The 24,844-nt window shown below is 58.5% G+C and carries 25 protein-coding genes and 1 tRNA gene; 15 read left to right on the top strand and 11 right to left on the bottom strand.

Translation table 11 applies throughout. The annotated features are described in order from the left end of the window. The first annotated feature begins 76 nt into the window (after positions 1-76). Positions 77-4,135 carry a non-ribosomal peptide synthetase gene (locus tag ACEWPJ_RS03205; protein WP_416510835.1) on the top strand — a complete coding sequence of 1,353 codons (4,059 nt, stop codon included), beginning with the start codon at positions 77-79 and terminating at the stop codon, positions 4,133-4,135. Here the strand turns inward: ACEWPJ_RS03205 and ACEWPJ_RS03200 are convergent. Next, the gene (locus ACEWPJ_RS03200; RefSeq protein ID WP_416510831.1) at positions 4,119-5,327 is read right to left on the bottom strand and encodes a M24 family metallopeptidase; all 1,209 of its coding nucleotides are present in this window, start codon (positions 5,325-5,327) and stop codon (positions 4,119-4,121) included. The two genes, ACEWPJ_RS03205 and ACEWPJ_RS03200, sit on opposite strands and share 17 nt — an antisense overlap. Before the next feature lie 208 nt (positions 5,328-5,535). Between ACEWPJ_RS03200 and ACEWPJ_RS03195 the strand changes: the two genes are divergently transcribed. Together ACEWPJ_RS03195 and ACEWPJ_RS03190 are read left to right on the top strand one after the other, a co-directional pair. Beyond that, positions 5,536-5,793 (top strand): Hint domain-containing protein, encoded by a 258-nt coding sequence (locus tag ACEWPJ_RS03195; RefSeq protein WP_416512993.1) that lies wholly within the window; start codon positions 5,536-5,538, stop codon positions 5,791-5,793. Continuing rightward, positions 5,744-6,001 carry a cytosine permease gene (locus ACEWPJ_RS03190; RefSeq protein ID WP_416510827.1) on the top strand — a complete coding sequence of 86 codons (258 nt, stop codon included), beginning with the start codon at positions 5,744-5,746 and terminating at the stop codon, positions 5,999-6,001. The genes ACEWPJ_RS03195 and ACEWPJ_RS03190 overlap by 50 nt, the downstream gene beginning before the upstream one ends. Positions 6,002-6,167: 166 nt before the next feature. On the opposite strand, the gene cls is transcribed toward ACEWPJ_RS03190, so the two are convergent. Continuing rightward, positions 6,168-7,598 (bottom strand): cardiolipin synthase, encoded by a 1,431-nt coding sequence (gene cls, locus ACEWPJ_RS03185; RefSeq protein WP_416510825.1) that lies wholly within the window; start codon positions 7,596-7,598, stop codon positions 6,168-6,170. Between the two features lie 379 nt (positions 7,599-7,977). Between cls and ACEWPJ_RS03180 the strand changes: the two genes are divergently transcribed. Genes ACEWPJ_RS03180 through ACEWPJ_RS03155 form a run of 6 tightly spaced genes read left to right on the top strand, consistent with a single transcriptional unit; the run spans position 7,978 to position 12,001 of the window. Then, the gene (locus ACEWPJ_RS03180; RefSeq protein WP_416510824.1) at positions 7,978-8,364 is read left to right on the top strand and encodes a Fur family transcriptional regulator; all 387 of its coding nucleotides are present in this window, start codon (positions 7,978-7,980) and stop codon (positions 8,362-8,364) included. Between the two features lie 31 nt (positions 8,365-8,395). Beyond that, a complete protein-coding gene (gene zrgA, locus ACEWPJ_RS03175) occupies positions 8,396-9,031 on the top strand; it encodes a zinc uptake protein ZrgA (protein ID WP_416510822.1) in 636 nt (211 codons plus the stop codon). A gap of 1 nt (position 9,032) precedes the next feature. Then, complete coding sequence (locus tag ACEWPJ_RS03170) at positions 9,033-9,728, top strand: ABC transporter ATP-binding protein (RefSeq protein WP_416510821.1); 696 nt, start codon at positions 9,033-9,035, stop codon at positions 9,726-9,728. Continuing rightward, positions 9,725-10,975, top strand: coding sequence for an ABC transporter permease (locus ACEWPJ_RS03165; protein WP_416510820.1), 1,251 nt, complete (start codon positions 9,725-9,727; stop codon positions 10,973-10,975). The genes ACEWPJ_RS03170 and ACEWPJ_RS03165 overlap by 4 nt, the downstream gene beginning before the upstream one ends. 22 nt (positions 10,976-10,997) lie before the next feature. Further along, positions 10,998-11,498: a DUF3299 domain-containing protein gene (locus tag ACEWPJ_RS03160; RefSeq protein WP_416510819.1), complete on the top strand. Its 501-nt coding sequence runs from the start codon at positions 10,998-11,000 to the stop codon at positions 11,496-11,498. Then, on the top strand, positions 11,492-12,001 hold the full coding sequence (locus tag ACEWPJ_RS03155; RefSeq protein WP_416510818.1) for a DUF3299 domain-containing protein: 510 nt from the start codon (positions 11,492-11,494) through the stop codon (positions 11,999-12,001). Before ACEWPJ_RS03160 ends, ACEWPJ_RS03155 begins: the two co-directional genes overlap by 7 nt. A gap of 288 nt (positions 12,002-12,289) precedes the next feature. On the opposite strand, the gene ACEWPJ_RS03150 is transcribed toward ACEWPJ_RS03155, so the two are convergent. Both ACEWPJ_RS03150 and ACEWPJ_RS03145 read right to left on the bottom strand, forming a co-directional pair. Continuing rightward, complete coding sequence (locus ACEWPJ_RS03150) at positions 12,290-14,014, bottom strand: ankyrin repeat domain-containing protein (RefSeq protein ID WP_416510816.1); 1,725 nt, start codon at positions 14,012-14,014, stop codon at positions 12,290-12,292. A 378-nt stretch (positions 14,015-14,392) separates the two neighbouring features. Beyond that, complete coding sequence (locus ACEWPJ_RS03145) at positions 14,393-15,406, bottom strand: alpha/beta hydrolase family protein (RefSeq protein ID WP_416510814.1); 1,014 nt, start codon at positions 15,404-15,406, stop codon at positions 14,393-14,395. A 113-nt stretch (positions 15,407-15,519) separates the two neighbouring features. On the opposite strand from ACEWPJ_RS03145, the gene ACEWPJ_RS03140 reads away from it, so the two are divergent. Further along, the gene (locus ACEWPJ_RS03140; RefSeq protein WP_416510813.1) at positions 15,520-16,557 is read left to right on the top strand and encodes a helix-turn-helix domain-containing protein; all 1,038 of its coding nucleotides are present in this window, start codon (positions 15,520-15,522) and stop codon (positions 16,555-16,557) included. 1 nt (position 16,558) lies between these two features. Here ACEWPJ_RS03140 and ACEWPJ_RS03135 read toward each other — a convergent pair whose 3' ends face one another. From ACEWPJ_RS03135 to ACEWPJ_RS03115, 5 genes are all read right to left on the bottom strand, one after another. Further along, complete coding sequence (locus ACEWPJ_RS03135) at positions 16,559-16,813, bottom strand: hypothetical protein (protein WP_416510812.1); 255 nt, start codon at positions 16,811-16,813, stop codon at positions 16,559-16,561. Between the two features lie 190 nt (positions 16,814-17,003). Further along, positions 17,004-17,080, bottom strand: a tRNA-Arg gene (locus ACEWPJ_RS03130). 47 nt (positions 17,081-17,127) lie between these two features. Then, positions 17,128-18,516 carry a sensor histidine kinase gene (locus ACEWPJ_RS03125; protein WP_416510810.1) on the bottom strand — a complete coding sequence of 463 codons (1,389 nt, stop codon included), beginning with the start codon at positions 18,514-18,516 and terminating at the stop codon, positions 17,128-17,130. A gap of 17 nt (positions 18,517-18,533) precedes the next feature. Continuing rightward, entirely contained in the window at positions 18,534-19,952 is a 1,419-nt protein-coding gene (locus tag ACEWPJ_RS03120; RefSeq protein ID WP_416510809.1) for a dihydrolipoyl dehydrogenase family protein, read from the bottom strand. Then, positions 19,949-20,683 (bottom strand): TVP38/TMEM64 family protein, encoded by a 735-nt coding sequence (locus ACEWPJ_RS03115; protein WP_416510808.1) that lies wholly within the window; start codon positions 20,681-20,683, stop codon positions 19,949-19,951. The genes ACEWPJ_RS03120 and ACEWPJ_RS03115 overlap by 4 nt, the downstream gene beginning before the upstream one ends. A gap of 291 nt (positions 20,684-20,974) precedes the next feature. On the opposite strand from ACEWPJ_RS03115, the gene rpmH reads away from it, so the two are divergent. The 3 genes from rpmH to yidD are packed head-to-tail and all read left to right on the top strand — an operon-like array spanning position 20,975 to position 21,814. Next, positions 20,975-21,109 (top strand): 50S ribosomal protein L34, encoded by a 135-nt coding sequence (gene rpmH, locus ACEWPJ_RS03110; protein ID WP_159806877.1) that lies wholly within the window; start codon positions 20,975-20,977, stop codon positions 21,107-21,109. A gap of 22 nt (positions 21,110-21,131) precedes the next feature. Next, positions 21,132-21,554, top strand: coding sequence for a ribonuclease P protein component (gene rnpA / locus ACEWPJ_RS03105; RefSeq protein ID WP_416510807.1), 423 nt, complete (start codon positions 21,132-21,134; stop codon positions 21,552-21,554). Beyond that, positions 21,551-21,814 carry a membrane protein insertion efficiency factor YidD gene (yidD, locus tag ACEWPJ_RS03100; RefSeq protein ID WP_416510805.1) on the top strand — a complete coding sequence of 88 codons (264 nt, stop codon included), beginning with the start codon at positions 21,551-21,553 and terminating at the stop codon, positions 21,812-21,814. The genes rnpA and yidD overlap by 4 nt, the downstream gene beginning before the upstream one ends. Here the strand turns inward: yidD and ACEWPJ_RS03095 are convergent. Both ACEWPJ_RS03095 and ACEWPJ_RS03090 read right to left on the bottom strand, forming a co-directional pair. Further along, positions 21,783-22,145: a DUF4260 domain-containing protein gene (locus ACEWPJ_RS03095; RefSeq protein ID WP_416510804.1), complete on the bottom strand. Its 363-nt coding sequence runs from the start codon at positions 22,143-22,145 to the stop codon at positions 21,783-21,785. The two genes, yidD and ACEWPJ_RS03095, sit on opposite strands and share 32 nt — an antisense overlap. A gap of 31 nt (positions 22,146-22,176) precedes the next feature. Then, entirely contained in the window at positions 22,177-22,818 is a 642-nt protein-coding gene (locus tag ACEWPJ_RS03090; protein ID WP_416510802.1) for a LysE family translocator, read from the bottom strand. A gap of 179 nt (positions 22,819-22,997) precedes the next feature. On the opposite strand from ACEWPJ_RS03090, the gene ACEWPJ_RS03085 reads away from it, so the two are divergent. Both ACEWPJ_RS03085 and ttcA read left to right on the top strand, forming a co-directional pair. Further along, positions 22,998-23,867, top strand: coding sequence for a DNRLRE domain-containing protein (locus ACEWPJ_RS03085; protein ID WP_416510801.1), 870 nt, complete (start codon positions 22,998-23,000; stop codon positions 23,865-23,867). 53 nt (positions 23,868-23,920) lie between these two features. Next, positions 23,921-24,790, top strand: a complete 870-nt coding sequence (gene ttcA, locus ACEWPJ_RS03080; RefSeq protein ID WP_416510799.1) for a tRNA 2-thiocytidine(32) synthetase TtcA — start codon at positions 23,921-23,923, stop codon at positions 24,788-24,790. Positions 24,791-24,844: the final 54 nt, after the last annotated feature.

Genomic DNA, 24,844 nt, shown 5'->3' with positions numbered 1-24,844 from the left:
AAAAATCCAAACGTGAACTCGGGCCAACAACGCTTACCCCAACGCCCATTGACCCATTCGGACCGGCAGGTGCGGTATGAGCCTGCGCTTCCCCCTCACCCCCGTGCAGCTTGGTATGCTCTATGAAAGCACGCTGGCGAATAAACCATGGCTCAACCTAGAACAGGTGGTCTGTCATCTGGACAAAGAGCCGATTGATCCCGTCGCGATGGAGCGGGCATGGCAGGAAATTACTGACGCACACCCCGAATTGCGGCAGGTGATTCTGCCCGGCGACGGTGATGAGCCGATGCAGACTGTTCAACCACAAGCAACAGTGCGCCAGACTGCCGAAGATTGGCGCGCGCTGTCCCCCAATGACGCAAACCTGGCGTTAGAGGCTTGGCTGACCGATGATCGCAACCTTGGCGTCGACCCGGGTGTCGCGCCCGGTTTTCGCGTGACGCTGATCCAACTGGGGCCGGACCGCGGCGCGCTTGTTTGGACCTTTCCGCACACGCTTCTTGATGGCCGCAGCTTCACCCATCTGTTGAAAGAAGTGTTCGAACGCTACGAAATCGCGCGCGGGGGCGAGGTATATCAAATCAAGTCGCCCACCGCCCCAACCTTTGCGGACCACTGCCTTGCGCTGGCAAAAATGGACCATGTGTCGGGCGCGAAATACTTCCAAACCCTGCTTGAAGGCTATGACGGATCGTTCGGCATTGCCAAACCGGGGATCGAACCCGACCGCAAGGTCATCGTCGAACATCATCTGACCAAGCAGGACACGACCGCTTTGTCGGCAGCCGCCGATGCGGCTGGCGTGACGATGGGAACGATGGTTCAGGCAGCTTGGGGGATCGTCCTCGCCCGCTGGACGGCGCGTGGCGACGCGGTATTTGGCGTCACCCTGTCCGGGCGGCATTTGCTGGAGGGATCCGAGGGCAGCATCGGCTGCTTTATCAACACGCTTCCCGCCCGCGTGCGGCTGACGCGCGACAAGACCTTCGGTGCGTTGCTGACCCAGCTTCGGGCAGAGCAGATTGCGCTGCGCCCATTCGAACAAACCCCGCTGGTCGATGTGAAAAGCCATAGCGACGTCCCACCGGATCGACCGCTGTTTGACAGCCTCGTGATGTTCGAACGCGGTTCGCTCACCGGACACATGCAGCGCTTGGCTGGATCATGGGCCAACCGGAGCGTCGATCTGCGAGAGGAAGGCGCACTGCCCGTCACACTCGCCGTCTATCATGACCCGGAACTGCTGATCCGGCTGGAATACGACCCCGCACAGGTGCCGGAAGGTGAGCGTTTGGCGGGATATGTGAAGCAGATTTTGCAATCCATGGCGACCGCCGACCTAGACGCGCCTTTGGCTGACATCAACATGCTTCCCGAGGACGAAACCGCCCGCCTACACGGCCTCGGGCATCCCGATCCGGTCAAGGAACCGAGCCACTGCTGTGCCACAACTTTTGAAACCATCGCCACCCGCTGGCCAGATCGCGCCGCCGTGTCCCAAACGGACGAAGGCACGCTTAGCTACCACGAGCTAAACGACCGCGCCAACCAAATGGCGCATCGTCTGCGTTCAGAAGGCATCGGGCCAGGCGCGATTGTCGGGTTATGCCTTTCCCGATCCCCGTCGTTCATCGTGTCAATGCTGGCCGTATGGAAAGCGGGCGCGGCTTTCGTTCCGATGGACCCAAGCTATCCCCTGCCCGCGTTGGAACATATGTGCGAGGACAGCAAAGCTGCGCTGGTCATCACTGACGAAACAGCCCCCGACTTGCCCTGCCGCACCTTGCCGTTTGATCCGGCACAGATCGCCGAACAGCCGACGACCGCACCCGATCGCGCGGGGATGGACCCGGCGCGTCTGGCCTATGTGATCTTCACGTCCGGTTCTACCGGTCGCCCGAAAGGGGTGATGGTATCGCACGCGTCGCTCGCCGCGCATGGCGCCGCAATGACCTCCTGCTACGGGCTGACCGAACGGGATCGCATTCTGCAATTCGCCAGCCTCAGCTTCGATGTTTCGCTGGAGGAGATCGTGCCCACCCTGCTGAACGGGGCCGAACTGGTCCTGCGCAGCGCGACGATGGCCGAATCCGGCCACGCGTTTCTGGACGAAGTTGCGGCGCTGAACCTTAGCGTTATCAACCTGCCGACCGGGTTCTGGCTCGCCCTTACGGACACGCTTGAAACATCTGGCAGAACGCTGCCCTCCGGTGTCCGGCTGGTGGTTGTCGGCGGTGAACGGGTGCCCGCCCCGGCGCTGCGCCGCTGGCGTGATCTTGTGCCCGGCGCCCGTTGGATGAACGGGTATGGCCCGACGGAAACCACGATCACCTGCACCGTGCACGAAGTGACCGATGACATCCCCGAAGGTGACAGCGTGCCCATTGGCCGCCCGACCGGCCACGCCCGCGCGATGGTGTTGGCGGCGGACGGATCGCTTTCGCCCGAAGGGGCGGTGGGGGAGTTGTGGATTTCCGGCCCCGCCGTCGCGATGGGCTATCTCAACCGACCTGACCAAACCGCCGAGCGCTTTGTCTCCGACCGCATCGCTGGTGGCGAGGGGCGGATGTATTGCTCCGGCGATCTCGTGCATTGGGAAAATGGCGGCGTACTTGCCTATCTGGGCCGCTCGGACCGGCAGATCAAGCTGCGCGGCTACCGTATCGAGCCCGGAGAAGTTGAAACCGCTTTGGAAGGGCTGCCAAATGTCGGCCACGCGCTTGTCGCAGTCGACCAGGAGGGCACGGACCAAGCCCGTCTCGTCGCATGGATTTCGCCGGACTCACCTGATGTCACGCTGAATGCGGAGGCATTGGCCGAAGCTGCCGCTGGCAAATTGACCCGCCAGATGCGGCCCCTGCTGATCCCCGTCACCCAATGGCCCAAAACCCCCGGCGGAAAGATCGACGTGGCACGCCTGCCCCGGCCCGGAGTGGCGGTTACGACGCCCGAAGAGGTGGCGCCGTGCAGCGATGAAGCGCTTGAAATCGCAGCACTTTACGGAACTGTTCTGGGGTTGGAGAACGTTAGTCCAGACGCTTCCTTCTTCGATCTCGGCGGGCATTCCCTGTTGCTGCTCAGGCTGCTCGGTCAGATTGAATCGAAATTCGGCAAGCGCATCTCGGTCGCTGCGGTTCATGATGATCCGACCCCGCGCGGCTTGGCTGAAAAGTTGACGCTGGATCACTCCGACGACGACGCGCTTTATGTCGTGCCGATCCAGACGACAGGAACATTGCCACCCATCTACGGTGTCCACGTTCTTGGCATCAATGAATCCTACTTCCGCCCGATGGCGGAGGAGTTCGGCCCAGATCAACCGATGTATGGCCTGACGATCGGCCTTCTCAGCGCCGATACCCCCGTGGGGGTTGAGGAAACGGCTGAATTTTACCGGAAAGAGATCGAGAAGAACCAGCCCGAAGGGCCGCTTTCGCTGTTCGCCGTGTCGGCAGGCAGCTACATCGCGCTGGAACTTGCGCAACAACTGCTCGACTCGGGTCGGGAGGTGTTGGCGCTGGTCCTGCTTGACGCCGAAGGCCCGGCGGGCCGGCATCAGATCGGCAAGGTCGCGAAGATTGGCGCACATTGGCGGCGGCTCAGGAACGAAGGGGTGAGCTATGTGCACCATGTCGCGAACGGAAAACGTCAGAACCTGCGCAACAGCTATGAAAAGCTGAAGCTGAACCTGTCGATCCGACTTGGCCTACACCAAGCCCACGCGCAAACGGTTGATGAGTTCGTCGCGGCCAATCAGCTTGCCATCCAGCAATACGTCCCGCAGCAATACCCACGCGTGATGACCATTATACGCGCACAGGGCAACGTCTTTGATAGCGCGGAGTGCATCGCATCGGGTCTTGGTTGGCAATACGTGGCCACCAACGGACTTAATCTGATCGAAGTGCCGGGCGATCACCTGACGATCCTTGAAAACCCAAATGTCGCGCACCTTGCCCATCAGCTTCGCGATGTGCTTGGAGCGGCGCGCGTAGACTATCAGGGCCGGACGCGACCCGATCCAACGATCCCCCACATCGTCGATGTCCCGCCGTTTCCGGCACGCCGTCCAGCCAGGGCATCGGCGGCGCGCGACAACGCCGCCGAGCTTGAGGTCAACCAACCACGTTGAAGTCCGGCCCGTAGGGATAGCCTGTGATATTCTCATTGCCCTCTTCGGTAATGACCAGAATATCATGCTCACGATAGCCACCCGCGCCGGGCTGGCTTTCTGCTATTGTCAGCATCGGCTCCATGCTGATGACCATGCCGGGTTCAAGCACGGTGTCGATATCCTCACGCAGTTCAAGCCCAGCCTCACGCCCGTAATAATGGCTGAGGACGCCGAACGAATGGCCGTATCCAAAGGTGCGATATTGCAGCAGGTCACGCTCCTCAAAGAATGCGTTGATCGCGTTCGTCACCTCCGCACAGCTCGCGCCGGGCTTCAGCAGGCCCATCCCGTATTCATGGGCGGCGACGTTCGCCTCCCAGATCTTGAGTGAGGCATCGTCGACCTCCCCCACGAACATGGTCCGTTCGAGCGCCGTGTAGTAACCGCTGATCATCGGGAAGGTATTGAGGCTTAGGATATCACCGCGCTGCAACTTCCGACCCGTCACCGGGTTGTGCGCGCCGTCGGTGTTCAGACCCGACTGGAACCAGACCCAAGTATCGCGATACTCGGCATCGGGGAACCGCTTGGCAATCTCAAGCTCCATCGCGTCACGGCCAGCCATGGCAACATCGATCTCGCGCACGCCTTCCTTAACAGCATCGCGGATCGCATAGCCGCCCACATCGGCGACTTGCGCGCCATGGCGGATCAAGTCGATCTCTGCCGCGGATTTGTGCATCCGTTGGGTCATCGTGTCGGCGGCGATATCGACAACCGCGCTTGGCGACAGAAACGCTTTCAGCTTTTCGGACTGGACGAGGGTCAGGTGATCCCCCTCATACCCAATGCGCTTGCCCTGCCCCGTGACACTTTCAATCGCGCGCCAGTAGTTGTCGCGTTGCCAGTCCGTATAGGTGATATTGTCGCCGTGACAGCGCCGCCAAGGCTGCCCCGCGTCGATCCCGGCAGAGATCGTAACGCTTTCGCCTGGCGTCACGACCAGCCCATAGGGGCGACCAAAGCTGCAATACAGAAAGCCGCTGTAATAGGCGATATTGTGCATCGACGTGAAAACAGCGGCATCAACGCCCGCCTTTTCCATGATGCGGCGAAGGCCGGACAGCCGGGCTTCATACTCATCAGCCGCGAAAGGCAGCTTGGCCTGTTCGCCGTTGTGGAATCGATACATTTCAGGACGTGCAGTCATTTCGACCCTCCTTCTCAGAAAGGTCCCGGCGTGCAGGACGGGGATGCGGCAACTGCGAAATGCAGGGCGACGCCATCGCCGATTGCCAAAGCCCTATTGGACCAAGCCGCGGGTGATTTCAAGAAATTTTGCGGTGGTTGGCGGTGTCTCCATCCGAGATTTTTCTGGCCACCGGTCCGCCATTCCTATAAATATCTGAAATTACTTCATAATTTCGAATTTCAAGCCGGATTCAGAAGATGCATATGCCGACAAGGTCCGCTGCTTCACATTCGGGACGCGAATACTGACAGTTCGGGGCGAAGCTGCCATTCAGGCTTTGCATGTGGGCGATCAAGTGCACACGGCCAATCACGGACTGCAAGGTTTGTTTCGGCAAACAAGCTTACGGATCTACCGAGCATATCTTCCGGATCATGATCGTCGACTACTACCTCCATCGAAAGGAACAGCTAAGCGAGGCTGATCTCTACAGCATGGATAGCGGCATCTATCACTATGAAAACGGCTGGAACAACGCTGCTGTTAAGGCCTTCGAGATCGCAGCAATCTTTTCGGTCGCGACGGTCTGGGTGCCTTGGTTCGCGATACTATCCGGCTTCAACTGGGTGATTGCCGCGATCCTTGGCGGCGTGATCTGCAATGCTCTGGCCAAGGACCATGTGAAGGTCTGAAGTTTTACGAGTGTCTTGGTCGGTGGAGCTTGGAGCTTCGCCGGCCATCCGTCCTTGCTAATTGTGGTTCTCATTGATCGGTACGACCGATCGCAATTTCGGAACACGGCCAAACATGGATTGTGGGACAGAGACAGTGTTTCTCCAGACCCGCTCGGTTTAGGCGCTACAACACCGGCCCAATCGTTGCGATAACATTATTCCAGATGCGCTTGTGATAAGGCCAATCGAGGACCGTGGGCAAAGTCACCCGTTCGGCGCGGGCAATATACTCTTGCTGACGTTCACGAACCTTCTGCGTCGTCGCTTCATCCTGCAATAGGATGTTGTTTTCATAGTTCAGATCGAAACTGCGCAGGTCGAGGTTGGATGAGCCGACCAAACAGACCGTTTCATCAATCGTTAAAGTTTTGGCATGCAGCAAACCGCCCTTGAATTCGTGGATGAAGCATCCGGCCTCAAGCAGCCTGCGATAGTAACTTCGGCTGGCCGCGGCGACGATCCAGCTGTCGTTCGCCTTCGGGAAGATCAGCGTAACGACAACGCCACGATGGGCGGCGGCGCAAAGTGCTTCGAGTACCGTCGCGTCTGGCACGAAATAGGGCGTCGACAGGATCAGTTCGCGCTGCGCACAGCCGATCAAGGTTGCAAAAAGCTGAGGCGTGGCCCCACGGCGTTCGGTTGGGCCATCGCCCATGACCAGCGCGGGAAATTCGCCCTTCGTCGGTTCAGATACCAGTGCGATCCCGTCGAGGGGTTCACCGGTTGCCTGCATCCAATCGCTTGCGAATAGCAGTTGGTTCTGTGCCACAATCGGCCCTTCGAACCGCAGCATGATATCGACCCACGGTGCGTATTTTGCCTTTACCAAGAACTCCGGGTCAGCGGAGTTCCGGCTGCCGCAATAGGTGATACGCCCGTCGATCACGGTGATCTTGCGGTGATTGCGCAGATCTAGACGACTGGTCAGAACTGTGCGGATCGGATTTTTCAGCGACAACGCGACGGCAAGGTGAACCCCGGCCGCCTCCATCCGCTTCCATAGCTCCGACTTGACCAATACACGCGACCCCAGACCGTCCGCCATCGCGCGGCACGTGACGCCGCGCCCCGCCGCGCGGATCAACGCCTCTGCCACATCGGTGCCGGTGTTGTCCCCGAGCCAGATGTAATAAAGCACATGGACGTGATCCGTCGCCGCATCGATATCCGCGACCAGCCGTGCGCGGGTTTCGCCACCATCCGCCATCAGATCGGCGGTATTTCCATCAACCGGATGAAACCCGTTGATCGACCCGGCATAGCGAAAAGCGGGCCGATAAATCGGGGCGATCAACGCGTCGACGCTTGCGGCATCCCCCATGAAGCCCGATGCCTTGGCCCTGATCTGATTGAAAACCTCTTTGTGGCGCTTATTCGCAAGATTACCGAGGTCGATCTCACCAAACAGAAAATAGATGACGCTCCCAAAATAGGGCAGCACATTCAGCACAATGAACCACGCAAGCCGCGCCGGCGGAGACAGATCATCGCGCAACAGAATGCGGATCGTGAATGTCAGAACCAGGAGAGCGTGGAAAATCAAAAGAATTGCCATCTGCTGCCCTTTGAAGTTTCAACCCACCTAATCAAGACTCACGTTTTTATAGGTCTAATCTTTGGTATAAATGAGACCTTGGCAGTCCCGTAGAATTTTGTCGAGGCGAGTTGGGCCCGGATTTGGCACGGCAAGAAGATCGGATTCTTTGTCTTGGACGACCTTTACTGGACACTCGGCAACAACAGAAATCGCAATGTTAGCTTCCCGCAAGCGGACCTTCATGCGCCGAGCAGGACTGTCGGTACATTGGATTCCCGTTGTTCCGGACAAAACACCATTTCGCCACCTGCGCCAGTGGCGGGTTCGGTGAAGGGCCGGCATACCTTGCCATTTGTTACTTTATAAAATAATTAACCAGTACAATGGAGGATAACTGATGAGAAAACGTGCAGCAGCCCGACAATCAGATGTCCTGAGTGTACTGAATGCCTGTGACAGACCGATGACCGCCTACCAGATTCTTGAGCGGCTTCAGGTTAGGGAGCCGGACATCGCGCCGCCCACCGTATATCGCACGCTTTCCGCTTTGACCGATCAGGGCCGCGCGCACCGTCTTGAGTCCATCAAGGCGTTTGTGCCCTGTCGCTGCAATCACGTCGAAAGCGTTCCCGTCCTCGCCATCTGCGAAGATTGCGGGTCAGTCGAAGAACATGACGGAAGTGAACTCTTGCCGAAACTCACTGCACTCACCGATAAAAACGCCTTTCGGGCGGATCGACACATCGTTGAAATCCATGGGCAATGCAGAACTTGCGCAGCCTGATCCCTCTCACCTCAAACATCGCGGACCTATCATGAAACAAACACTATCCCTCATCGCTCTTATCGCCGCTGTTCCTGCGCTTGCGGAGGATTCTCGCCAGATGGATGCCCATGAACATGGCGTCGGAGCGCTCAACATCGCGATTGATGGCGCGACAATCGCGATGGAGTTCGACGCCCCCGGGGCCGATATCGTGGGCTTCGAATACGCCGCAGAAAGTGACGCCGATCTCGCTGCGATTGATGCGGCGGTTGCGACGCTGGGCAAGCCGCTTGACCTCTTTGTCATACCAGAAGCTGCAGCTTGCACCGTGACCGAGGCGCAAGCGGAACTTGAAAGCGGAGATGGTCATGATGAGCATGATGAAGAGCATCACGATGATCACGCGGGAGAGGAAGACCACGCCGAGGAGGACCACGACGGGCATGACGACCACGGGGATGAAGAACACGATGAGCATGCGGAAGAAGCGGACCACACTGAATTCCATGCAGAATACACGCTAACCTGCGAAAACCCCGATGCGTTGACCGAGATTACCTTTGCCTATTTTGAAACCTTCCCGAACGCGAAAGAGGTCGAGGTGCAGATCATCACGGCATCCGGTGCGCAGGCGTTTGAAGTGGAACGCGATGCGCCTATGCTTGATCTTGGACCTCTGAACTGAAGTGACACGCGCCGTCCTTGACCTTTCTGACGTTCGCTATCGCTGGCCAGGGCGGGCATCGTTCTCGTTGACGGTGCCCCAATTGGCCGTTGCCGCGGGCGAGACGGTTTTGCTTCTGGGCGAAAGTGGTTCTGGCAAGTCGACGCTTCTGTCGCTGATCTGCGGCACGATCTTGCCTGATCGCGGCCGTGTGGTAATCGCAGGAACGAACGTAACCGAATTGTCCGATGGCGCGCGCGACAGATTTCGCGCCGAGCAAATCGGTGTGATCTTTCAGCAGTTCAATCTGCTGCCCTTCGGATCTGTCGCTGACAACATCCTGCTCCCGCTGCGCTTCGCACCCGAGCGTCGCAAACGCGCCGGCGATGCAGCAGCTGAGGCAGCGAGCTTGTGCGCCGCCCTCGGACTGCCACAGGGCGTCGTCCGCGCGAGGGCCAACACATTGAGCGTTGGTCAGCAACAACGTGTCGCGGTCGCCCGGGCCTTGATCGGGCAACCACCCTTGATCATCGCGGATGAACCGACATCGGCCCTTGATGCGAACAGCCAGGCTGCCTTTCTCAACCTGCTGTTCCAACAGACAGCTGCGCACGAGACCTCGCTTTTGATGGTCAGCCACGATCCTCGACTTGGCGAGCGCTTCGATCGGGTTCTGCGCATGGAAGACATCGCACAGATTGAACGAGCTGCAGCATGATCGCTCGGCTTGCCATTGCATCGCTCTTTGCGCGCGCTCTGACGGTGGGGATGACGATCCTCGCGATTGCCCTGTCGGTTGCACTGTTTCTTGGCGTTGAAAAGGTGCGCACGGGGGCGAAGGGCAGCTTTGCCGATACCATCTCGGGCACCGATTTGATCGTTGGTGCACGGTCCGGATCGGTGCAGCTGCTGCTTTACTCCGTGTTCCGCATCGGCAATGCGACGAACAATGTGACGTGGGAAAGTTATCAGGACATCGCAGCAAGACCCGACGTCGACTGGATCGTCCCGATCTCTCTGGGCGATAGCCATCGTCAATTCCGAGTCATGGGCACGACGCAGGCCTTTTTTGAGCACTATAAATACCGACAGGGCAGATCGCTCAGCGTTGCTGACGGTGTCATCATGGACGATCTGTTCGATACGGTCATCGGTGCGGACGTCGCCGCAACATTGGGCTACAGCGTTGACGACCCCATTGTTGTCGCCCATGGGTTGGCGTCGTTCACCGAACACAAGGATCAACCTTTCCGCGTGTCCGGCATCTTGGAGAAAACCGGCACACCAGTGGACCGCACCGTCATCATCAGTATGGAAGCGATTGAGGCGATCCATGTCGATTGGCAAAGCGGCGCCCAAATCCCGGGCCAATCCACGCCGGTTGACGTGATCCGTGCGATGGATTTGACGCCCAAAGCAGTTACGGCTGCCCTTGTCGGGGTCGAAAGCCCTTTGCAAACCTTTGCCCTGCAGCGGGCCATCAACGAATATCCCGAAGAGCCGCTCCTCGCGATCTTGCCCGGTGTCGCTTTGCAAGAATTGTGGGGTATTGTCGGGATTGCAGAAACGGCACTTCTGGCGGTCTCGGCCATGGTGGTTATCACAGCGTTGATCGGCATGATGGCCACGATCTTTTCCAGCCTCAATGAACGCCGTCGCGAGATGGCGATCTTTCGGGCCATGGGCGCCCGGCCTGCCACAATACTCGGCATGCTTGTCTTCGAGGCGATGGTGATGGCGGCCATCGGTGCTTTGCTTGGGTTGGTGCTTCTCTATGTCGGGCTGACCATTGCACAGCCCATTGTCGACAACGCCTTCGGCCTGTGGCTGCCGATCGATGCACCCACGATGCGCGAAGTCTGGGTGATCCTTGCCGTCATCTGCGCTGGCGCAATTGTGAGCCTCGTGCCCGCATTACGGGCTTACAGAATGTCAGTTGCCGATGGTATGATGGTTAAAACGTAATGCTGAGAATGGGGCGCCCCAAATGCTGAATCGCAGAACGACGTTGATGCTAATGTCGGCCGCGCTTGCGGCACCGAGAACAGCGCTTGCGGCAACGCCGAGAGAGATCATGTGGGAAGACCTGATCCCGCCCGGTGTGCCGTATTCGGAAATCATCGGAGAAGGAGAGTTGGACGAGGTCAATGACCTCTGGAATCCGATTTACGACGCCAATGGCGTCAAACTGAATGAAGAGCTTGACGGCGCGTATATCAAAATGCCCGGCTTTATTATCCCCTTTGATGTCGGTGCAGAGGGTGTGACCGACTTCATGCTGGTGCCCTATGTCGGCGCTTGCATCCACACCCCGCCACCGCCCGCGAACCAACTAGTCATGGTGAATGCCGAACAGCCCTGGCCGGACGACCAGCTTTGGGATCCGGTTTGGGTCACCGGAACGATGCGCACGCAATTGCAATCAACGAACCTCGGCCAGATCGGCTATATGCTCACCGCCGACGAAATGGAGATCTACGAATGGTGAGCCGGCTTCTTCAGCGTCGCTCAGTTCTCGCCGGTATGGCGGCAACGGCACTACTCCCCCGGAGAGCGCGGGCCGAAGACTACACCGAACTCGATTGGGAAGACTTGCTTCCGGAAAATGAAACGACGATCCCAAATGCCTTTAGAGGTGTGATTGACCATGACGATGCGTCACTCTCAAGCCAGCAACCCGCCTCAAGCGGTGTCAGGACGGATTGGAACGGGCAGATTGTTCGCCTGCCGGGGTTTGTCGTGCCAATCGACTATCAAGGCAGCGGGGTTGTCGCCTTCATCCTCGTGCCCTATGTCGGCGCGTGCGTCCATGTACCGCCGCCGCCCGCCAATCAGCTGGTTTTCGTAACCACGGAAACGCCCTACGAAAGCGCAGGCCTTTTCGAACCGGTCAACGTGATCGGAATGTTCGGTGTCTCATCTATCTCCACCCAGTTTGCAGACATTGGATATGCGCTATCGGCGGACAAGATCGAGCCATATCGGACTTAGCCGAGGCTCTGGCAGTCATCAGACCGCAGAGAGTTATCGATATCAGCTTGTCAGTTTGTTGGTTTTCGAACCATCTGATAACGGACTGTGCAAAGTGCTTAGGATAGTGACATTGCTAAAATCAATCCCGGGTTCACGGATGCACTGATCAGCTAGCTGAGAGGTTTCGCGAAAGACGATGAACTGACCTTCAGCTGACCTTCGCAATGCTGCGGCGCGGCCCGCCGAAGCTGCCTTTCGCTGCGATTGTAAAACATCCAGCTTCTCACGCCAAAATTCTTCTAGAACTCAGAACTGATTCAAAAGCTCCACGACCTCTTTCTGCCCTGCGTCTATGGCATGGTCTTTGATAGTTCGGCCTTCGCTATCGCCAATGTTCGGGTCGGCTCCACGCGCGAGAAGCAATTGGACAACATCCACATTGCCATTGATCGCGGCGTACCACAGCGGCGTGGCCCAATCGCGCTCAAAACCATTCTGAGGCCCAGTTCGAACCGTGCTGAACCTCGCATTTGCCAGGCTCGGGTTGTTGTCCAGCATGGTTATCAACTGTTCCAAGTTTCCAGTAGCAGCAGCGGCAAAGATGTCCATCGGGCAGGTTGACAATATTTGCGCCGTTTCCTCCTGAAAATTGTGCATGGCATGCACGAAGGGCGGAGTGTGATAATCGGGGTCGCGAATTGACGTGTCGGCACCAGCATCAATCAATGCTCGGACAACGTCGATGTGCCCCTTGAAGGCCGACGCATGAAGAGCTGTGCGCTTTCCACGTGGGCTAAGTTCGAAGCCAAGTTTTATCATCGTCTGCACAGCAGCCAGATTTCCGTTTCCAGCAGCCTCGCAAAGCAATTCCTGATCCTTGTCGCGATCCTGCCCCATGTGCTTCGGGGCAAGTTCCGATGCCGTCTCATAGTCACCCCCCATGCAAGCGGCCTGAAACGTCTCGTACCCACCCAATGGCTTCGCGTGGCCACCCTTCGCTTTGACCAATGCGGCGATCTCGGGCATGCCGCGCATCAGAGCGACCTGGTAGGGAGTGTAGCCTACCGTGTAAGTGGCGTAGTAGTTGTCAGGGCTGCTGATATCCACGCCATGCTCGATCAACAGACGGGCGCGATCGGCAAAGCCCCAACGCAATGCGATGATAAGCTGAAAGTGCATTGTCCGATGATCCTGAGGATCATTCTTGGCGTCTGCAAGCCACCAGTCGGACGGGTCGCTATCTTTCAAACCATATTCGAGCATCAATTCAAGGTGCGTGTTGTCTGGGCTGAAGCAACGATTGTATGCGCCTTGGCTGTCATTGGGATTGGCCCCCGCATCAAGCAGCGCCCGCGCAAAAGGGACCATGTCTGGATGTGGCGGTTGACGCACCAATCCGCCCTCGCCATCGCCTAACACGCCGGTCAGAACCGAAAAACGGTACGTGCCATAGGACATGAAGTGCGCATTTGGATCTGCGCCCGCCTCAATCAAGGCCTTGCCAACGTTCAGCGTGGACACCTTCGGCAGGCGCGCATACGCGGCGTACATCAAAGGCGTCCAGCCAAAGGGACCGCCTTTCCGTTCGACCTGATCCGGATGTTTCGAAAGCAACTCCTTGAGCTTCGAAAGATCGCCAGACGCCGCTGCCGTGTGCAGGCTGTATTCCGCGATATCCGGGTACGCTTCCAACAGGGCTGCGGCCTGTTGGAATTCTGCAGCGCTTCGGTTGTTCGGGTCCGGAGCGTAGTGGATGCAAGCCAAGTCTAGGAAACGATTGGCCCGCTGCTCCCGTGTTTCGTCTCCCCAGGACCGGGCCTCAACGTGACGTGTGAGCTTGCTCCAACTGGAAAAACCATACGCTCGAGCAAGGACAAGGTGCGCCTGTTGGAGGGAAATTTTTGACGAGTCCCCGAAATATGGGCCGATTAGCGCCAGTGCACGCGGGTCTTTCGCCTGCGCGGACTTCACAAGCCGTTTAGCGTGCTTCTTGAGGTTCTCGATGGAAGGACGTGCGGGAAGATCAGGCATATTGGCCTCCTTTCGTCGTCCGGTATCCGCGCCCTCGGACCTGAAAGAAGGTCAGCGATGTGGTGCAATTCATAGTCTCAGATAGGCTTAGCCTTTCCCGCGGATCGGGTGCGCTCTGACACGCAGGGCAAACGATAGATCATTTTTCGCTATCCGGCCAGTTCTTGCGACTTCCCACCTTAGTTCACGGCCCAGAACTGCCGTTCAACGGTCGAGCCTATGCCGCGCTGCGGCTGCGCCAAAATCTGCCCTCGAGTGTCGGGCAAAACGGTCGTCTGTTCTGGTAACAGAAACGTAGGAGTTTTGGCCGAAAATTACCGCCCCCAACATCTGTAGCTGGAAGCGGCGCTTCATTAGATGAGTTGGACGAGAGCTTCTTTAGAGGCCAAGACCAGAAGCGATAGCATCAATGAGTTGTCCGTGTGTGGCGGCACGATCCGTGCCTTCCGGGTCTGTGCAGATCGGGTCATCTTCATATTGTTCAAGCAACTCGGCGGCACCGGGTTTGCACGTACTCAGAAAGGTGAAATGGTTGGCCGGTGCAAGCTCGACATAGTTTGCATCAGGCAAGCGATTGACGAGGTTATTACCAGCTGGCCCTACATCAGCAGCGCCAAGCCGGTCTGCCTCACCCAGATTGATTAAGGTTATTCCCTGCAATGCGCTTTGGAGTGAATTTGGATCAGCGGCCCCGCCAAAACCGGGATCCACAATGACGGCCCGTGAAACACGCGGGTCACGCGCATCACCCTCAAAACCGGGGTAGTCGGCAAACCGCACACCTCCAAGACGGAAAAACACGCAATCAGCAGCCTCAGGGCCAGTACTGCAATTCGTGTCTTGGACGGTGCCAACGAAACGTACACCGGCCATGCCAAGGGCCGTTGCCCCGCCGAGCGAGAACCCAACGACACCAATCCGGTCTGCATCAATGAATGGGGCAAACGCCGGGTCTGCGAGGATCATATCAAGCGCGGCAGTCAGATCATTCGCACGCGCCTCAAGATCGACAGACCGGCGCGGGGAACTGTCGCCGCTTGTTGACCCCGGATGGTTGACGGCGAGGACAATCGCGCCGTTTGCGACAAGCCCACTGGTCAGCCATCCCAACGTATCAGCATTGCCGCCTGAGCCATGCGAGAGCAGGACAAGCGGGTGTTCTCCCTCGGCAATCGCAGGACCGATAAAGGCAAAGGTGGGATCAAAGATGGGGCCGTCGCCGACAGGAGCGCGGTATGTCGGGTTAGCGGCCGGGTACCATATCGAGGTCGCAACCGGACGGGCACGGTGATCGGCCGTCAGATCAAACCGATCATATCCGGGAAGCATGTCTGCCGCGGCAGGGTTGGCTTGGTGCAGGGCTAGCATTGTAAGAAGAGCAAGGCGTTTCATGGGAACCTCCGTTTTTGAACGCATGACACCTGATTTGCGGAAAAATCGGATGATCGCGTCCTATTTTCGGGATTCAGGTCGTCACAATCGGGATTTTGGACAATAGTCGCCGCATGCCTATGCTCCCCATCCCGGCCTTTGCGGCCATTGTCCTCACATATCTTGCCGTCCGAACCTTTCTCTCAGAAGGCAGACCGCTGCTGATAGCATTTTTGGCCGCCTGTGCGCTTCAATCACTTCTTGTCGCCATGGCTCTCGGGTATGGCTTTTCCTGGGTCAGACCTGTTCTGCCGGTCAGCGCAACGATCATCCCACCACTTGCATGGATCACGTTTCAGGATGCTTTGATCAATCGAATGTCGTTGCGCCGCGCTGCGGGCCATTGCGCGGCCCCGGCGTTCACATTGTTCTGTCGCATCTTTGCACCCGAGACTACGGACGTCGTCGTGCCACTGGTTTTTGCGGGCTATGGATGCGCGATGCTGTACCTGTTGCGCAGCGCCTCTGATATGCCACTTGCCCGCCTGGACGCCGGACACGCTCCGGCGGTGCTGTGGCAGGTTTTGGGGTGGGCATTGATCGCTTCGGCCTTAAGCGATGTTCTCATCGCCGTGGCGTTCATCACGGGCAATGAAAGCTGGACGGGATGGTTGATTACATTCTCGTCGTCTCTGGTCTTGGTGCTGCTCGGTTTGCTAAGTGGCAGCCCCTCTGCGTCGGGTGCGGAAGGCGACGATGCGGACGGGGCATCTCCGCCACCAAAAGAAACAAGCAAAGAGGATATAGAGATCGTAGAGGCGCTTGAGGCATTCCTGAAACGTGAGCCCATGCACCTTGACCCGAACCTGACGCTGTCCCGGCTTGCGCGCCGGTTGCATCTCCCGGAGAAACGCCTCTCGACAGCTGTCAATCGCTCGACCGGTGCCAATGTCTCTCGCTACATCAACACTTGGCGTATTCGTCATTCCTGCAAGATGATCAAGGACGGCGCGAACGTCACTGACGCAATGCTGGACAGCGGGTTCAACACCAAATCCAACTTTAACCGTGAGTTCTTGCGTGTGACAGGCGTTCCACCGAGCCAGTGGAAGCGCGACATACAATCATCTTCGACCGTAATGCAGATTTCAGAAGTGGGCAAAGGTGCGTAGATTAGTAAGCGTTTGGACAAAAACCCTTGGCGAAACCTATTTTGATTTTGTCAGGTTTTTGGCCGAACCTCGGAACACGGATATTCGTGCGAAGCGCAGTATCAGGTAAAGTGGGCTCAGCGATGGTTCGTAACCGGATTCTTATTCCCTCTTCCAGTTCGTTTCCCGGATTCACAGTCATGTATTCGGCAACATAGCTGGGGATTTGTTCAACGACCGCGACCAGCGTGATCACGCCATCGTCGGCAAGCGCCAAGATTCTCGACTGGCTTTTGCGTCAACCTTCCCGAAAGCACTATGCTCACAGCACATTTCATACCACACAGCGAACAAAATTCGAGCGTATCAAAGCGAATTCGAATATACTCACAAAGCCGCCTAACGCCAATAAATTAGGCACGTACGAGCACTTGGTGAGATTCAAGTAAAGTCAAAATGGGGGTAAGTGGCGGACCGAGGAGGATTCGAACCCCCGACCCCTTGATTCGTAGTCAAGTACTCTATCCAGCTGAGCTATCGGTCCACTGAGGGCGTGATTTAGCGATGCCGCCGGGGCTTTGCAAGGGCCAATCACAAAGAAACGTCGGCTTTCGGCAGGCGGACGGAAAAGGTCGTACCGGTCTCATCGGTGCTCTCAAGCTCTAGCCGTCCGCCGTGGCCACGGATCAGTTCGGCAGCAATCGCAAGACCCAGACCGGTGCCACCTTTGCGGATGCCGCCCTGAAACGGGGTGAATAGATGTTCGCGGGCTTTTGGTGGCAGGCCGGGGCCGGTGTCGCTGACGGTGATGTGCCAGTTCGCCTCGTCCTCGCGGGCGGAAATGGCGATTTCGCCCTCGCGCCCGGTTGCTTCGATGGCCTGCCGTGCGTTGCGGACGAGGTTCGAAATCACGCGGTATAGCTGCTCCGGGTCGGCCCGCAGGACCATACCCTCGGGCACATCCTCGCTAAAGCTGACCTCGGACTCCCCGCTTGCCAATCGTTCGCCGTCGATCACGTCATGGACGACCTGCGCGAGGTTGAATCGGCTAAGCTGCGGCGCGGGTTCCTCGGCTTTTCCGAAGGCAAGCGTGCCTTCGCAAAGATGCACCGCGCGGGAGATCGAGTTGACAAGTTTCGGCGCGGCCCGTTTCACCGCGGGATCTTCGCTGCTTTCCATCCGGTCGGCCATCAATTGGGTCACAGTCAACGTGTTGCGCAAGTCGTGGCTGATCTTGGCAACGGCCCCACCAAGCTGGGCGAGCCGCTCTTTTTGCTTCAACGCCTGAGTGAGTTCGGTCTGCATAGTTTGCAGGGCATCCTCCGCCTCTCGCAATTCCAAGACCTGAGAGGTTGGTTTGATAATCGTGCGGGCATCCTCGGGCGCGCGGGCGTAGGATTGCATCGCCCGCACAACGCGGCGGATCGGCATGACCAGCGTGCCGCGCACCGCCCAGAACAGCAGCAGCGATGTCACAAAGGAAATCACCGCCGATAGGATCAGAATGTTTAGCCCATAGGCCAGCATCGCGCGGCGCAGCGGGCCGGTTTCCATCGTGACCTCGATGAACAACCCCGCCTCTCGCACGGGGTTGCCAAGCACGCGGATCACTTTGTTTTCGGTGTCGAGCAGCCGCATCATCGCATCGCGGATCAGCTCCATCGCCGACGGGTCGCGTAGGTCGAACGTGTCGGTGACTTCGGACGGCAAGGGGGAGGACAGCGCAAGCTGGCGCACCTCATCCCGGCGCAAAACGACGTTGAAGACGCCCGCGTTTTTCAGCAGTTCCGCCTCAACCTCATCGTCGATCATTTCATCCGCCAGTAGGGCCAGCGACGCGATCTGCGCCCGCTCAAGCCGCAGCAGCAAGTAATCTTCGCGGAACCGCGCGACAGAGGGGACAAAAATCAATATCTCGGCCAGCATGACAAACACCACTGTCAGCATCAGGAATCGGCCGGATAGAGTGTTCAGAACCATCTTTGACCCTCAGCCCATCAGGGCAGCCACTTTTGCACCAATCCGACGACTTTCTTGACCGTCGGGTTCTCAAATAGCCGTGGAGTGTAGTATGCCCCGGCCGCGCGTTTGTTAACTTCTCCGAGCGTTGGGTAGGGTGCAACCATATTCGCCACCGCTCCGATCTTCAGCTTATTCGCAATGACGAGCGCCCAAAGCCCGATCAATTCGCCCGCTTGCGGCCCGACTATAGAGGCGCCGACGGGGCGGCCCTTCACGACCATCACCTTGATTAGCCCGCGCGCCTTGCGTTCGGTGATCGCGCGGTCGTTCCCGGCAAAGTCAAACCGCGCCACTTCCAGCTTATCGCCGTGCTTTTCGCGCGCCTGCGCCTCGGTCAGCCCGACCTGCGCCAGTTCCGGGTCCGTATAGGTCGCCCAGGGAATGTGATCCGTCCGCGCCTTTAACGGCAGCCCGAACAGCATCGACCGGATGATGACCCCGGCGTGGTATCCGGCGACATGGGTGAATTGCAGCGGCCCGGCCACATCGCCAATCGCATAGACTTTGCGGTTTGACGTGCGAAGGGAGTCGTTAACCTTCACCCCACCACGATGAGTTTCAATGCCCGCGACCTCAAGCCCCAGCTTGTCGATATTCGGCTTGCGCCCGACCGCCATCAGAAGATGAGAGCCCTTGAAGACACGCCCGTCTTTCGCCTCAACCTCAATCGCGCCGGCTTTGCCACGGATTTCGGCGGCCATCGCGTCTTCGGCAATCTCGACACCTTCGCTCGTCAGGGTTTCCAGCACCATCGCGGCCAGTTCCGGGTCGTCCTTGCCAAGCGCCTTCATGCCTTCGATGACCGTTACTTTGCAGCCCAGCCGCCGATGCGCCTGCGCAAGCTCCATCCCAATCGGGCCGCCGCCGATCACCAGCAGATGATCGGGCTTTTCGCGCAGTTCAAAGATCGTCTCGTTGGTTTCATAGGGCACGGTATCCAGTCCCGGAATCGGCGGCACGAACGGCGAAGACCCCGTCGCAATCACAAAGCGCCGCGCCTCGATCACCGTATCGCCCGCCTGAACCTCGGTTTCCGAGATGAAGCGCCCGTAGTCCTCGATCACTTCGACGCCCAACCCCTCAAACCGCTCAACGCTATCATGCGGGGCGATGGTGCCGATCACATTGGCGACGTGGTCCTTGGCGGCGGCATAGTCGACTTCTGGCGAAACCGGAGTCACCCCGAACATCGCGCCCGACTGCATCGCGTGGGCGTGTTTGCCCGCAGAAATCAACGCCTTTGACGGAATACATCCGTAGTTCAGGCAATCGCCGCCCATCTTGTGACCTTCCAGCAGGACAACCTTCGCCCCCATCTGAACCGCCCCGGCGGCAACGGACAATCCACCGGACCCCGCACCGATCACACAAATATCCGTTTTGATCCGGTTCATTGGGGCAGGTCCTTTTTCTTGGAGAACAGCTTGATCACCATCGGCAGCGCCGCCAAGGCACAAAGGCCAAGGATTGGCAGCAGGATGTGCGGTTCAAATATGATGCCGAGGTTCGGGGTCTCCCCTCTCTCAAACACTTCACCAAGCCCAGCGCCGACTGACGTATAGACGACGCCCCCCGGAATGATGCCAAGGAAGGTGGAAACGGCGAACCGATAAAGCGGCACGCCGACCAATGCAGGCACGAGGTTCGCAACAAAAAACGGCACCGCAGGCACAAGGCGGATCAGAAACAGCACAGACCATTGGTTTTCGTCGATGCCGTCCTTGATCTTTTTCACCGCGCCTTCCGAACTTTCCATCCGTGCGGCCAAACGCTCCCCCAACCCCCAGCGGGCGGCAAGGAAGATCGCAATCGCCCCGATCGTCGCGGCGGTGATGTTGAACAGGGCGCCCGGAAAAACGCCAAACAGGAAACCGCCGGTCAGCGTCGCTATCGTCGCCCCCGGCAGCGAAAACGCCACGATCACGATATAGACCGCCATGAACGCAAGCGCGGTCAGTAGATAATGGGAATCACGGAACATGGTCAGCGCGTCCCGGTTCTCTGCGAGCGTCTCGAAACTCAGCGTATCACGCAGGGTAAACGCCCCGATGGCCGCCACGATCAGGATTGCGATCAACGGAAGGCGACGGCGGAGGGCGGACGGCTCTGTTGTCATAACGGTCATCTGATCCTTGTCCCGGGCGAAACGTATCGTTGCGCACAACATGCGCAGTCAGCCGCCTTTGCGATAGAGATATCACGCGGCCTTGATCCGCGGTGATCCCATGTTTCAACGCCCAAGGGTATTTCGCCACGCATTGAAACAATTGCGGGCGACATTCGGGGGAAAATGTTGCACAAAAGCGCGGGAAGTCGAATTGACTTCCATAGTCGAACCCCCTAAAGACCGGGCTTCGAACACTGATGGTCTTCGAATCCGTAGGGGTTCGCCGACCCAATCTGACGGAGACGGGCGATGAAACGCACCTTTCAACCATCAAACCTGGTCCGCAAGCGGCGCCACGGTTTCCGCGCGCGCATGGCAACCAAAGCTGGGCGCAAGATCCTGAACGCACGTCGTGCGAAGGGCCGGAAATCGCTGAGCGCGTAAGCGCTGTAGACAGGCGAAACGGATGACACCGCCGGAGGCACCCGCGACAGGCACGAAGCCGGAGGTCGTGGAGACGCCCCCGGCGGTTTCCGTTTGTCTGGAGGTTCTTAAAAACCGCGCCGATTTCTTGCGCACTGCGCGGTCCAAGCGCAAACCGATGCCGGGGTTCCTTTTGCAAGCCCGCAAACGGGGTGTGGACGAAGCGCCGTCGGACATGATCCGCGTAGGATACACCTGCTCAAAAAAGGTCGGAAACGCCATTGCCCGCAACCGCGCCAAACGGCGTCTGAGAGAGGTCGCCCGCGCCCGCCTACCAATCCACGGTCGCCCCGGTTGGGATTACGTTCTGGTCGGGCGACCCGGCGAAACCATTGCGCGTCCGTTTGCCGATCTGCTTTCAGACCTTGACGCCGCTCTCGCCAAAATTCACGGGGGCAGCGCGTGACACCCCTCGCCCATATCTGCGCCCTGCCCGTCCGGGCCTATCGCCTGATCTTCTCGCCTTGGGTGGGCCATAACTGCCGCTACCAGCCAACATGCTCTGCCTACGCCCTGGAAGCGTTGGAAAGATATGGCGGGATCAAGGGTTCATGGCTCGCCGCGAAACGGATCGCGCGATGCCACCCTTGGGGCAAGGACGGATACGACCCGGTGCCGGAGGATAACGAGCGCGTCAGCCGATCCGACCCAGATGAGTCACCTTGAAGCCTTCGGTCGATTTCAGACCATAGCCAAGCATCCGGTCGAACCCGGAATGTGACAGCCACAGCGCACCGACCGCCGCCAGTCCGACACCGCCCGTAACGAAGCCGACCGCGAAAACCGCTGTCCCGAATGCGTAGACATGCACGAGGTTATAGCCGAACGCCCCGGCACGGTTGCCGAGCAGATACGCGGCAAAGCTGAGGTCGGGCGCGAAAAATACGAGCAACGCCAGCCACCACGACAGCTCTGCATCCAGGTTAAGATAGACAAGCATCGACGCGACGAAGACGACCGCGCCTTCCGCCCGCTGCCACATCACGACTCCGTTCATTTCGCACCTCACTCGCTTCGTCAGCGACCCTTCAGCTTCGACTTGTCAGCAGCCGCAGGCCGGCCAGCGCAAAGAATGCGCCGAGAACCATCTGAATGACCCGCCGCGCCTTGCCGTAAAGCCGCACCATCACGGGGGTCGAGAATGCCACCGCATATAGCAGATGGATCACGACGGACAGCGCGAACGTGCCAAGCACAATCACCGCGCCGACCCAAAGCGGCGCGCCTTCTTTCAGCCCAAGCGAGATTATTGCAATCCAAGCCAGCGCCGCCTTCGGGTTGGTCATCTGAATGATATACCCCCGCTTGAGGTAGCCGAACGGAGTCCTTCGCCCACCGGCAAGTTCCTTCGCCTCAATATCATGGCGGGAAGCTGCGGATTTGAACGATTTATAGGCAAGCCACAGCAGGTATGCCCCGCCGAATATCTTGATGAGCAGCAACGCCGACGCATAGGTCGCCAGAATGGCCGATAGCCCAAAAACCGTCAGCAAGGCCCACGTGAAAGACCCCGTCGCGACCCCCATCGCCAGCGCCATGCCGGAGGATCGCCCTACGCTCATCGATGTGCCGATCACGGCGAGGATATTCGGCCCCGGACTGGCGATTGCCAGAAGGAACGCTGAATAGGCAAGAAGTATGCCCGGCAGATAAAGTCCAACTTCCTGCATCGTCAATCCTCTCTGTTTTACCGCGATGTTCCTATAATGTTCTGCCCACCTCCGTTTGGCAAATGAAATCGCCCACGATGTGCTATGCTTGCGGCCAATTGCGTAAATCTTTTCCCAGTTCAATTCGTTTCACCGCCTTCCGGGCGACAAGACGTCTATATTTCAAGGGAGATTTCCGAATGATTAAGACCCCTCGTTTCATACTCATACTGATGTGCGGCGCGATCCTCGCGGGTTGTGCGATCCTGTCTGGCCCGTTCAGCCTCAGACCGACGCTTACCCCAACGATGGAAGGGTCTGCGCAGGGTCAATACGCCTATCTGTGGCTTGGCGCGACGAAGGACGCGGACGTTAGATGCTCCGCCCCCGCCTGTGCGGACGAAGATGTGAACTATGGCGGGCAATTCTCGCTGAACCTCGGTGCCGGGCCATCTGTTCCGCCGGGGCTGCACCGGACTTACGTTGAATTCTACCTGCCGCTTCTTCCCGATGATGTTGAGATTGTCGAAGCCCATATAAACCTCTTTGAAGACTCCCAGCAGCTTCCCAGCCCACGCCAGCGCGGCATCGTCGAGGTCATCGCTGAATGGGACCCGATGGCGATCACCCACGCAAATCAACCGATGACCGTCGGCAGCCTGACCAAGATCGGCTTCATCGGCGGCTTCCAGCAAAGGGGCGAATGGCGCGGCACAATCCCCGCGCGGACGGACCTTTTGCCTGCGATCCGTGGCCACCTTTCCGATCCGGCGACGAACCACGGGTTCATCGTGCAGAACGTCCCCCGCGGCGGGCCGAACTACTTGCGCAGTTTCAGTTCTCTCAATGAACTGTCGCGGACGGAAACTGCCCTTGGCCAATCGCCCCGACTTCTGCTGAAACTCCGCTTCAAAGAAGGCGAGGGCTTTCTCGACGACACTAATCTTGCCTTGCCCGCTCTGCCCCCAGATACGGATCTTGACGAACAGTTAACCGGCCCGAACGTATTGATGGTGCGTATCGCAGGCGGCGCCGACTGGCCTGTTTCGTGGGATGTCGCCTTCGACTAACGCCACTTGGCCAGCCCTTGCCGGGCAAGCGCAACTCAACTAAAGCCAGTCCCATGTTTGATGAGGCTGACGATATCCACCCGCTGTTTCACGGCGCGCCGTCCACCACGGCGTTCAAAAAGCTGCGCAAACGTATTGTCCGCCACTGCCGCGAAGCGATTGAGCAATACGGGATGATCGAACGCGACGCCCGCTGGTTGGTTTGCTTGTCCGGCGGCAAGGACAGCTACACCTTGCTGGCCGTGCTCCATGAACTGAAATGGCGCGGGCTTCTGCCGGTCGATATTCTCGCCTGCAATCTCGATCAGGGCCAGCCCGGATTCCCGGCCACCGTCCTGCCGGAGTTCCTTGAAAAGATGGGCGTTCCGCACCGGGTCGAATACCAGGACACCTATTCCATCGTGGTCGACAAGGTGCCACAGGGGCGCACCTACTGTGCGCTGTGTTCCCGGTTAAGACGGGGAAACCTATACAGAATAGCGCGGGAGGAAGGGTGTTGTGCCGTGGTGCTTGGCCATCATCGGGACGATATCCTCGAAACCTTTTTCATGAACCTGTTTCACGGAGGCCGCCTTGCCACGATGCCCCCGAAACTGGTGAACGAGGAAGGCGATTTGTTCGTCTATCGCCCCCTCGCCCACGTCGCGGAAGGGGATTGCGCCAAGTTCGCAGCGGCAATGAACTATCCGATTATTCCGTGCGATCTGTGCGGCTCGCAAGACGGCCTTCAGCGCCAGCAGGTCAAACGAATTATCGACGGGTGGGAGGCGAACAGCCCCGGCCGCCGCCAAGTCATGTTCCGCGCCCTGATGAATGCACGGCCATCGCACCTGCTTGATCCGAAACTATTTGATTTCGCAGGGTTAATGCGGAATACGGGTGAATTTGAAGAAAACTCAACACAAATTCCGAAGCTGCGTTAACACGATTCTGAGCGCACGTTTCTAACCTTTCCCGAACCGGCCAGAGGGATTCTG

Origin of the sequence: Aliiroseovarius sp. YM-037 (assembly GCF_048060095.1) — a bacterium.
In the GTDB taxonomy this organism is placed as follows: Bacteria; Pseudomonadota; Alphaproteobacteria; order Rhodobacterales; family Rhodobacteraceae; genus JBLUOA01.
The sequence above is the reverse complement of the archived record's forward strand: the minus strand, read 5'-3'. Positions and strand labels throughout refer to the sequence as shown.